General features: G+C 69.2%; 9 protein-coding genes and 5 pseudogenes. 9 read left to right on the top strand and 5 right to left on the bottom strand.

What is annotated here, in order from left to right:
• Positions 1-421: 421 nt before the first annotated feature.
• The 3 genes and pseudogenes from AB0N06_RS36555 to AB0N06_RS36545 all read left to right on the top strand — a co-directional run.
• A pseudogene (locus AB0N06_RS36555) lies at positions 422-1,350 on the top strand (transposase); the annotation flags it as partial.
• Positions 1,340-1,642 (top strand): annotated as a pseudogene (locus tag AB0N06_RS36550) (transposase); the annotation flags it as partial. The pseudogenes AB0N06_RS36555 and AB0N06_RS36550, both read left to right, overlap by 11 nt.
• Positions 1,643-1,975, top strand: coding sequence for a hypothetical protein (locus AB0N06_RS36545; protein WP_366138997.1), 333 nt, complete (start codon positions 1,643-1,645; stop codon positions 1,973-1,975).
• 662 nt (positions 1,976-2,637) lie between these two features.
• Here AB0N06_RS36545 and AB0N06_RS36540 read toward each other — a convergent pair.
• On the bottom strand, positions 2,638-2,967 hold the full coding sequence (locus AB0N06_RS36540; protein WP_366138996.1) for an antibiotic biosynthesis monooxygenase: 330 nt from the start codon (positions 2,965-2,967) through the stop codon (positions 2,638-2,640).
• 90 nt (positions 2,968-3,057) lie between these two features.
• Here AB0N06_RS36540 and AB0N06_RS36535 point away from each other — a divergent pair, with 90 nt between their 5' ends.
• Both AB0N06_RS36535 and AB0N06_RS36530 read left to right on the top strand, forming a co-directional pair.
• A complete protein-coding gene (locus tag AB0N06_RS36535; protein WP_366138995.1) occupies positions 3,058-3,192 on the top strand; it encodes a hypothetical protein in 135 nt (44 codons plus the stop codon).
• 99 nt (positions 3,193-3,291) lie between these two features.
• Positions 3,292-3,674 (top strand): annotated as a pseudogene (locus AB0N06_RS36530) (MFS transporter); the annotation flags it as partial.
• 84 nt (positions 3,675-3,758) lie between these two features.
• Here AB0N06_RS36530 and AB0N06_RS36525 read toward each other — a convergent pair.
• Together AB0N06_RS36525 and AB0N06_RS36520 are read right to left on the bottom strand one after the other, a co-directional pair.
• The gene (locus tag AB0N06_RS36525; RefSeq protein WP_366138994.1) at positions 3,759-4,943 is read right to left on the bottom strand and encodes a GDSL-type esterase/lipase family protein; all 1,185 of its coding nucleotides are present in this window, start codon (positions 4,941-4,943) and stop codon (positions 3,759-3,761) included.
• 56 nt (positions 4,944-4,999) lie between these two features.
• Positions 5,000-5,581: a TetR/AcrR family transcriptional regulator gene (locus AB0N06_RS36520; protein WP_366138998.1), complete on the bottom strand. Its 582-nt coding sequence runs from the start codon at positions 5,579-5,581 to the stop codon at positions 5,000-5,002.
• An 85-nt stretch (positions 5,582-5,666) separates the two neighbouring features.
• Between AB0N06_RS36520 and AB0N06_RS36515 the strand changes: the two genes are divergently transcribed.
• Together AB0N06_RS36515 and AB0N06_RS36510 are read left to right on the top strand one after the other, a co-directional pair.
• A complete protein-coding gene (locus AB0N06_RS36515) occupies positions 5,667-6,158 on the top strand; it encodes an FBP domain-containing protein (protein ID WP_366138993.1) in 492 nt (163 codons plus the stop codon).
• A 156-nt stretch (positions 6,159-6,314) separates the two neighbouring features.
• A pseudogene (locus AB0N06_RS36510) lies at positions 6,315-6,596 on the top strand (IS630 family transposase); the annotation flags it as partial.
• Between the two features lie 251 nt (positions 6,597-6,847).
• Here the strand turns inward: AB0N06_RS36510 and AB0N06_RS36505 are convergent.
• Both AB0N06_RS36505 and AB0N06_RS36500 read right to left on the bottom strand, forming a co-directional pair.
• The gene (locus AB0N06_RS36505) at positions 6,848-7,525 is read right to left on the bottom strand and encodes an NUDIX domain-containing protein (protein WP_366138992.1); all 678 of its coding nucleotides are present in this window, start codon (positions 7,523-7,525) and stop codon (positions 6,848-6,850) included.
• Positions 7,522-7,905: a DUF4406 domain-containing protein gene (locus AB0N06_RS36500; protein WP_366138991.1), complete on the bottom strand. Its 384-nt coding sequence runs from the start codon at positions 7,903-7,905 to the stop codon at positions 7,522-7,524. Before AB0N06_RS36500 ends, AB0N06_RS36505 begins: the two co-directional genes overlap by 4 nt.
• A 49-nt stretch (positions 7,906-7,954) precedes the next feature.
• Between AB0N06_RS36500 and AB0N06_RS36495 the strand changes: the two genes are divergently transcribed.
• Together AB0N06_RS36495 and AB0N06_RS36490 are read left to right on the top strand one after the other, a co-directional pair.
• Complete coding sequence (locus AB0N06_RS36495; RefSeq protein WP_366138990.1) at positions 7,955-8,713, top strand: DeoR/GlpR family DNA-binding transcription regulator; 759 nt, start codon at positions 7,955-7,957, stop codon at positions 8,711-8,713.
• A gap of 601 nt (positions 8,714-9,314) precedes the next feature.
• Positions 9,315-9,764 (top strand): annotated as a pseudogene (locus AB0N06_RS36490) (transposase); the annotation flags it as partial.
• Positions 9,765-9,893 lie beyond the last annotated feature (129 nt).

Raw genomic sequence — 9,893 nt, 5'->3', positions numbered from 1 at the left:
AGCGGGTATTTCCTCGGGGCAGCCATGGTCACAGGTCCTCTCATGAGATCCATCTGACCAGCCGTCACATCCGTCCGCATCTCGGGGGAACCTCAGGGCCGGAGAAGCCTCGACGGCTCCCAGGCCGTGAGCGTTTAAAGGTAGAGCGGCTCATCGGCTCCCGCTGCTGAACGCGGGAGGTTGTCGGCGGACTCGACGCGGGTTCCCGGGATGCGGATCCCTTGAACGCAGAGTCGAGCCGCTACTCCTCCCGCCCACCGGCCATCACGGTGTCGAGTGCCGGCACCGGCACGACGCCCACCCGGTACCCGGGCATAAGCCCTCAAAGAAGACCGGCGGGTGCCGGCGCTCGCAGTCGGCATCGTGACCGATCACATGATCGGATCGTTGACGCTTGTGGTCCGAGCCGCCCGCACCGCACGCCATGGTGCTGGCGAACATCCTGCGCACGGACGCCGCCGCCCACCGCCAGCTGCCCGCCGACTCCGAGCTCGCCCAGGCCGTCGCGGTCCTCGCCCGCGCCCAACAAGACGCGGTATGGGACCGCACCCAGGCCGCCAACAAGCTCACCTCGCATCTGCGCGAGTACTTCCCCGGCTTCCTGGCCGCCGTCGGCGTCCGTCGCAAGGGCGTGTGCCACCCCATCTCCCGCACCCTGCTGGCCGCCGCCCCCACCCCCGAACAGGCCGCCCATCTCACCCGCGCCCAGCTGCGGTCCCTGCTGAAGAAGGCCGGCCGCAAGAACACCATCGACGCCGAGGCCGACCGCCTCCACACCGCGCTCCGCCTGCCCCAGATGCACCAACTCCCGCTGGTCGAACGGGCCATGGGGCGTCAGACGCTCGCGCTGCTGCGGCAGCTGGAGGCCGCCTGCGTCAGCGCCGACGACCTCGCCGAGGCCGCGGTGGAGTCTTTTGAGAAGCACCCGGACGCCGAGATCATCACCAGCTTCCCAGGGCTCGGCCCGCTCAGCGGCGCCCGGGTGTTCGCCGAGATCGGCGACGACCAATCCCGATTCGCCGACGCCAGGGGCCTCAAGGCCTACGCCGGCTCAGCCCCGATCACCAGGGCCTCCGGCAAGAGCGTGGCCGTCTTGGCCCGCCGGGTCAAGAACAGGGGCTGGCCGCCATCGGCTACGTGTGGGCCTTCGCCGCCCTGACCCACTCCGACGGCGCCAGGGCCCACTACGACCGCCGCCGCGAGGCCGGAGACCGTCACACCGCAGCCCAGCGCAACCTCTTCAACCGCATGCTCGGCTGCCTCCACTACTGCCTGACCCACCGCGTCGAGTACAGCGAAACGATCGCCTTCCCCATCCCGTCAGACACTCAACTCGCGGATACCGCTTGACAGTTTTTCTGCATCGGATGTCTACCTCTCCACGCTGGGCGACCTGCGCGTCCGCGTCATCGACTGCGAGATCACCATCACCACCACCGCCGGGAAATACACCGGCCTCTACCGGCTCGCCACGACCCTGCTCGACCACCACCGCCACCCGGCAGCCGAGCTGACCACGCTCTACCACCAGCGCTGGGAGATCGAAACGGCCTACCTGGAACTGAAGTCGACTATCCTCGGGGGCCGTGTCCTGCGGGCCCGCACCCCCGAAGGCATCGACCAGGAGATCTATGCCCTGCTCGTGGTCTACCAACTGCTGCGGACCGCGATGGCGGACGCGACCGGCACACAAGCGGGCATCGACCCGGACCGGGCCAGCTTCAGCATCGCCTGGCAGGCCGCCCGTGACCAGCTCGTTCTGGCCACGGGTGTCATCGCCGGCACCGTCATCGATCTGGTCGGCGCGATCGGGCGGCACGTCTTGGCCGACCTGCTGTCCGCCCGCCGCCTGCGCGTCAGCCCTCGCATCGTCAAACGCGCCATCTCCACATACCAGGCCCGAGGCCCCCGCATCGATCGGACCAGCTACAAGGCCACCACGAGCATCGAAATCCTCACGCCCGCAGGACCTTGACGACATGACCCAGCCGCAAACTTCACGGCCTTGGGGCTAGCCCCCCGGGACGCAGACCACGCTGGCAGGCTCGGAGAAGCACCCCCTCCACGCAACCTGCCGCCGGCCAGCCCGCGATCGCCAGAGCAGCACGATCCGGCCTTCGGCAGGCGCCTGAACGGGATCCCCTGGAACCGACCACCACCCGAAGCTATCCCCACTGCAACCAGCCGGTCACCATCGTCGGGCTGCTGGCTAGGCCGGAGGCCGCCCGGCGCACAGTCCCGAGCGGGCTGCTCACCGTCGTGCCGCATTGCCGGGCTCCCTGATCGGCGCCTGCGGTCTGGCAGCCGGAGAATCCAGGCTGCCAGACGCGATCGGCGATGCCAGAGTCTGACGCCATCCCTTCCTGAACTGCGACGCCGTCCGACGGCAACGTCGAGTTCCAGGTTCATGCTGATCAATTGACTACCAGCTGAGGCACCAGATCACCGGCCCCGCCGACCTGACGACCGGCGGGGCCTACACCTGAGCACGCCCTCTTCCGCGAATATCTCCCGCATCGCCCCGCCGTGCAGTGCCGCTGCCAGTCGGCCAGCCACAACGGCGTCCTGCCGAAAATCGACGGCGGCCTCGCGACGAAGGACTCGCCCGCCTGCGCTTTGCCGGCCGTGACGACCTGTCTACGCGCTTGTCGGCGCCGCCTGCTGCACGACCTCGAAGGACCACAGCGTGGACCCGCTCGCCGCTGGTTGAGGGCGCTCGCCGCTCTCCGCGCCGCTGCCCTGGTGGGCCGTCTTCATGGGGCCCTCCAGCCAGGCTTGGAAGGACTCTTCGTCACGCCACCGTGTGTAGACGAGGTAGTTGTCGGTGCCTTCGACTGGCCGGAGGAGTTCGAACCACTCGAACCCGTCAGAGCTCTCCACGGCATGGGCACGGGAGGCGAAGCGCTTCTCCAGCGTCTCCCGCTGCTCGGCGGGGACGGTCAGTACGTTGATCTTGACGACGCTCATGGCCCCATTCTGCCGCACGGTGCCGGTCACGGGTGGTAGCGGCAGCCTCTGGACAACCCGGACCCGCAACGGCCGAATCGAAAAGCAGGCGTGAGCGACGTGTTCGGCGTCGACCTGGCGCGCGTGGCCTTGCGGGCGGGCCGCCAAGGAAGCGGCGAAGAAAAACGGCTGCAGCCGTACGAAGCAGCAGAAGCGCATGGCGCGTGCCACAGTCGCGCCGATTGACAGGCGGCAGCGGTTGGAGCAAGCGGTACCGCCCACGGCGGGGGTGCACCGGACGAGCGTCAGCTCCGCACCGTTCTGATCGCCGTCTGTGTCGCGTTGATGGCAGTGATCGCCTCGGTGTCCGGGCTGAACGTCGCGCAGCCCGACCTCGGCATCGCGTTCGGCGCCTTGCGGAGCACCACCCTGTGGGCCATCAACGTCTACACCCTCACGCTGGCTGCACTGCTGCTTCCGCTCGGCGCGATCGGCGATCGGCAGAGCCGCCAGCCCATGCTGATCACCGACCTGGTTGCTTCGGCGTCGCCGGCGCGCTCGCGGGTCTCGTCCCGTCGGCGGAGGTCATGCTCGCCGCACGCCTGCTCAGCGGCGTGGGCGCGGCGATGATTACGGCCATCACCCTCGCCGTGACTACCTCCACCTGCCCGCAGGAGGAACGCGGCCGGGTTACCGGCGTATGGACCGGCGTCGCCGGAGGCGGAGGACACCGGCCTGGGGCTTGCGGCATCCGCACGGCACTTTGAATGCCGGCCGGGTGCGCTGGCGTGCCCTTCCTGGCCGGCGGTCGGTCAGTGGTTCTTCGCGGTGAAAGCGCCGTCTTCGCCGAAGGCGAGGTGGGCGAAGCGTTCGCCGATGCGCTGGTGGGTGGCGGGGTCCGGGTGCAGATCGTCGGGCAGCGGAAGTTCGGCGTGGTCGGCCTCGCTGTAGAGGTCGAGGCCGTGGAGGTAGTGCAGGTTCGGGTCGGTGGCCGCACGCTGCTGGACGATGCGGGCCAGCTCGTCCCGGATCACGGTGAGGGTCAGTTTCCCGGCAGCTGTTTGCGTCGGGTCGCCGGTGGCCACGAACCGCAGCCGCCCCTCGCTCATCGCGCTGAGGTCCGGGGCGCTGGGGCCGGGCGTGTTCTCGTGGATGGCGCAGTAGATGGGCGAGACGACCAGCAGCGGGGTGGTGGGGTGGCTGTCTCGGATCGTGTCGAGGAAACCGTGGACGGCCGGGCCGAACGCGCGCAACCGCATCAGGTCGGTGTTGACGATGTTGATACCGATCTTGATGCTGATCAGGTCGGCGGGGGTGTCGCGTATGGTGCGGGCGGTGAACGGGTCGAGGAGGGCACTGCCACCGAATCCCATGTTGACCAGCTCCACCTTGCCCAGAGTGGCGGCTCGGGCGGGCCAGATCCCCGTTGGGGTGGCGGCGTTGGAGCCGTGGCTGATCGAACTGCCGTGGTGCAGCCAGACCTTGCGGCCGCTGGGCGGTGGTGTGTGGACCGGGGCGTTGCTGCGCAGGGCGGCCAGCTGGGTGGTCTCGTCGTGCGGCAGCCAGATCTCGACGTCCTTCTCGTCGTCGGGCAGGCCGGTGAAGCGCAGGGTCTCCACCGGCCCGGGCCGGGTTTGTGTGGTTCCGGAGGCCATGTCGATGGTGAGCGTGTCGCCCTCGGTCGCGCTGGTCCGGCCCGCGAGCCGCCCGTCGACGAGGAGCTCGTACACCCCGTCGGGGCGTGGCGGCGCTCCGACGTAAACCCGCTTGGTGGCCACGACGTCCAGCTCGACGGCGGTGGCCCGGGTGCGGAAGGCCAGCCGCACTCCGGAGGGCTGTGACTCCGCCATGGCCAGCTGGCCGTCGGGGATCTGCTGCCGGGCGCGCGCGGGCAACCGGTGGGGCAGTACACCGCGTTCGGTGCGCTCCAGGTCGAGGGCGCCGCGCAGGAGGCCGGCGGTGATGGGGGTGGTGGTCCAGTCGTGCTCGGTGTTCATCTCGTCGGCCTCTTCGATCTGGAGCGTCAGTTGGCGGGGCGGCCGGAAGGGCCTGGTCAGGAGGTGGTGGGCCAGGTGTGCAGCAGGACGTCGAGCGCGTTGAGGATCTCGGTCCAGCTCTCCTGCGATTCGGGGGCGCTGTGGCTGAAGCCGCCGGCGGTCTCCAGGCCGACGTAGCCGCTGAAGACGCTGCCCAGCAGCCGCACCGCGTGTGTCTGGTGCGGTTCGGCCAGGTTGTATCCGCGGAGGATCGCCCGTGTCATTTGGGCGTGCCGGACGCCGGCGCTGGCGGCCGCCGTCTGCGGGTCGAGCCGGAACTGGGTTGCGGCGAAGCGACCCGGGTGCTTGAGGGCGTAGTCGCGGTAGACGTTCGCGAAAGCGCTCAGGGCGTCTTTGCCGGCCCGCCCGGCCACGGCGGTGGAGACCTGGTCGGCGAGTTCCTCCAGGGCGAGCAGGGCGATCTTGGTCTTGAGGTCGTGGGCGTTCTTCACGTGCGAGTACAGGCTCGCGGTCTTGACGCCGAACCGCCGGGCGAGTTCCGCGGGGGTCGCCTGCTCGAAGCCGACCTCGTCGGCCAGCTCTGCCCCCGCCCGGACCAGGCGCTCCGTGGTCAGTCCTACTCGTCCGGCCCGTGCCATGTTCATCCTCCGAATCGCATCTCCCCCCCTGACATCGATGATTATGCATTTGCCTAATCAAATTAGGCAAATTAGCGTGTCTTTTATGAAGCCGCTGACTGAGCAAGAGATTCGTACCGCGTTTGTGAACTGCACCAAGGGCGAGGCCAAGCGACTGAGCGTCCCCCGTGACCTGGCCGAGCAGTGCTGGGACGACCTGGACTTCCTGGGCTGGCGAGATCCTCAGGCCCCCGATCGGGCCTACTTTGTGATCGAGCTGGACGGCCGCCCGCTCGGCGTCCAGCTGCGCTCCTCCGATGTCGGCTCCTGGCAGATGCGACGCAGCATGTGCTCGGTGTGTGTGACCACCCACACCGGGGGCGTTTCTCTCATGGTCGCGCCGAGGTCCGGGAAGGCCGGGCAGCAGGGCAACTCAGTCGGCGTCTACATGTGCAGCGACCTGGCCTGCTCCCTCTATGTCCGCGGGAAGAAGGACGCGGGCATCGGCGCACGCCTCCACGAGTCCCTCACCCTGGAGGAGAAGGTCCAGCGGACCGTGGCGAACCTCGCCGCGTTCATCGCCAAGGTGACCGCGTGAGCCGGGCCCGCCTCCGGCCCCCACCCGTATCGCCGCTGCCCGGCCCTGAAGTGGCTGACCGAGGCAACGGCTCGCAAACTGATCACTGCCCCGGCCGTCCCTTGATCTTCGCTCAGCCCTCATCCGCCCCGTTGCCGAGAGGGTGCTGAAGCGCTTCCGGACCAGGTCTTTGTCTTCGATGAGTTCGAGCCCCTCGGGATTCGGCCCACCCAAGGCTCCTGCTGGGCGAAGCGGGGCAACCCCAACCGTCTGTCGGCGACCTGTCACCGCACCCACGGCGTGACCTACTTCCACAGCTGCTATTTCGTCGTCGACGACACACTGTGGGGCGTCAACCGCCGCCGCAAGGGCACCACCCGCACCCTGGCCGCACTGAAGTCGATTGGCGCCGCCCGACCCGAGGGCGCCCCGATGTGCATCATCTTGGACAACCGTTCCTGGCCAGTGTGCATGAGTGAGTCCTGGACCCACTGTTGCGTACTGGGCGCATCCCGAACGGTGTTGGATGCGCTGGGTTCCCGCTTTCGTGTCCCGTTCAGTGACGGCCCTCCGGGGGGCCGGTCCGTTGTGGGCGGGCGGGTTCCCTCACGTCCCCGGTCACCTGGTCCGGCCTGGATGGTCCGTTGCCCCGCACGATCGCTCCGGTCGTGCGGGGGCGGTGCCGTCCGTTCACCCTGGGGGCGGCGTTGTCAGCGACTGCCCGCTGCGGGGGCGAAGGGTCCGTCCAGGGCTGCCCATTGCAGGAGCAGGATGGTCTTGCCGTCGGTGATGCGCCCGTCGCGGGTCATGGCGAGGGCTTCCGCGAAGGGCAGTTCGAGGACCTCGATGTCTTCGCCGTCTTCCTCGAGTCCGCCGCCGGTCCCGGTCCGGTCGGCCGGGGTGAAGGGAGCGGCGAAGAAGTGGAGGCGCTCGGTGACGGAGCCGGGGCTCATGTAGGCGTCGAGGACGTGGGTGAGCGGTCCGAGCGTGACGCCGAGTTCCTCGGCGCTCTCGCGCCGGATGGCGGTCGGCGGGTCGTCCGCGTCGAGCAGCCCCGCGGCCGCTTCGACGAGCATGCCGTCGGGGTGGTCGTTGGCGTAGGCCGGGTACCGGAACTGGCGGGTGAGTAGGACGTAGCGACGTCCGGTGTCGTACGGCAGGACGACGGCGCCGTTGCCGCGGTCGTAGGTCTCGCGCTGCTGGGTCTCCCAACGCCCGTCGCGGCGGCGGTAGTCGAAGGTGGTGCGGCGCAGCACATGCCAGCCCTGGGAGGTGAGCTCGACGTCGCGGACCATCACTCCGGGGTTGCGGTCCAGGTCGCGTCCGGCCAGGTCGAGGCCGGTGCGGCCGCGGTGGTCAGGGGTGTCGATGCCGGGGCGGCTAGTCACGCGGTCTCCTGTGGGGTGCGGCGGGGGATCTCGGCCACGTCGTGATAGACGGGCAGGCCGTGGCGGCGGGCGGTGGCGACGTCCTGGTCGGCTCCGGTGGAGTCGCCGGGCAGGCGCAGCACGGCGTCACAGTGGGCGAGGAGGCGGCCGGCGGTCGGGTAGAGCACCTGGTCGGCGAGGGGGTCGGTGGGGCCCGCGCCGGCTGAGTGCAGGACGGGCAGGGCGATCCACTCCCCGATCACGGGGAGGTGGCCGGCGGCGAAGACGGGCCAGGCGGCTGCTTCGAGGCGGGCGAGGTTGGCGGCCATGGCCTGCGGGTCGCCGTCGGTGCCGGAGCGGTAGGGCCCGGCGATCAGGATGAGCATGGGCTTGTTCGTCATGGGGCGCTAAGATACATGCAGAAACGTGCAAGAACAGGAGAGAGTGCGGATGCTGGCTGCTGAACGCCGTGACCACCTGCTTGGTCTGCTCGCCCACGAGGGCAAGATCGTCGCCAAGGACGTCGCTGCCGAACTGGGGATCTCCGAGGACAGCGTGCGACGCGACCTACGCGATCTCGCGGCGGAGGGGTTGTGTCAGCGGGTCTACGGCGGGGCACTCCCTGTTTCCCCGGCCGTGGCGGACTACGTCGCCCGGCAGACCGTGGCCCCCGGCGGCAAGCGGAAGGTCGCCTCGGTGGCTGCTGGGCTGGTCCGGCCGGGCGGCGCGCTGATCCTCGACGGTGGTACCACCGCCCTGGCCGTCGCCCACGCGCTCCCGCAGGACCTGGCCTGCACCGTGATCACCCACAGTCCGACGATCGCCGCCACCCTGCTCGACCACCCGCAGGTCGAGCTCTTCCTGCTCGGTGGCCGCATCTTCAAGCACTCCGCGGTCGCCTGCGGTGCGGCCGCGGTCGAGGCCGCGCAGAACGTCTCCGCCGACCTGTGCCTCATCGGCGTCACCGGCGTGCACCCGGAGGCGGGACTGACCACCGGCGACGCCGAGGAGGCCGCGATGAAGCGCGCCCTGGCCGCGCGGGCCGCGGACACCTACGTCCTCGCCTCGTCCGAGAAGATCGGTACGGCATCGCGGTTCCGCGTTCTGCCCTTGGAGAAGATCAGCGGACTGATCACCGACGCCGACCCCCACAACGCCGTCGTCGAACAACTTACGGCGCTCGGCGTGGATGTGCTGCCGGCCGGCTGACTGCCACATGCCGAACGAGGGATTGCCGGCCGACCGACAGGGCATCCAGGGCGCCAACCCGCCACCGCGCTTCGGTTATCCACAGGAATGGACAACTGCTCCCCTTCGAATTGCACGGCCTGCTGCCGTCGAGCAGTGAGTCAAGGGACAACGCGGTGAGTCAGAAGTGCCATCTCCTGCATCTGAGGTTTTTGAGAAAGACCAGGTCGGCACATCGGAACAGGACATTCCGAGTGCGGCCCTACAGCACGCTCCACACCCGCACCCTCCTCGAGTACACCGTCGCCCTGTCCGAGCTGTACAACCAGCGTCCCCGAAGTGACCTGCACCGACCTGAACCTCGCCACCACACCGCGGTAGCCGACCGCCGGCCAGCGCCCCGTCATGGAACTCGCGGGCATACCCGAGGGCCGCATCGACTGGGTCGCCTCGCGTAACGAGGCCACCATGCAACGCCTGGACGAGCTGGTGGCCCAGTATTCGCAGCCGCACCTCACAGCCCGTCACCGCGAAGATCCGTCACCGCAGAATGGCCCGCGCCTCCACCGACACCCGCCCCGCCAAGAAGACCGCCAACTCGCCCACGTCGCTCCCGTCGCGCGTCACGCGCGAGGGCCGTAAGTGGTTCGTCGTGCTGACCGCCGAACAGGCCGCACCCGAGGCTTCGCCCCCGACCGGCAGCGTGGTCGGTATCGACCTGGGCATTGCCAACTTCCTCGCGGACTCGGGCGGCGGGTTCGTCGAGAACCCGCGTCACGGCTGGAAGGCTGCGGGGAAGCTCGAAGGGGCTCAGCGGGCGCTGTCCCGGTGCAAGCGCGGCAGCAAACGCCGCCGCAAGGCCGTGGAGAACGTCGCCGCCCTGCATCGCAAGGTCCGCCGCCAGCGCCTCGATCACGCGCACAAAACCGCGCTCGACCTCGTACGCGAACACGACTTCATCGCGCACGAAGACCTCAGGATCCGCAACATGAGCCGGGCCCCCGCACCGAAGCCCGACCCTGATCAGCCGGGCAGCTTCCTGCCCAACAAAGCCGCGGGCAAAGCCGGGCTGATTCGCCCGCTACGGCCGCGTTGACCTGCTCTGCATCGACCTATGCCGAGACCGTGACTATGCAGAAGCCATGCGTGCTGTTCCGCTCCTTCGTGGGGTTTCGGCTGTTCGTGGCTCTGCATAGTTTCG

The organism is Streptomyces sp. NPDC051020 (assembly GCF_040683105.1).
In the GTDB taxonomy this organism is placed as follows: Bacteria; Actinomycetota; Actinomycetes; order Streptomycetales; family Streptomycetaceae; genus Streptomyces.
This window is presented reverse-complemented; position numbering and strand designations above follow the sequence as displayed.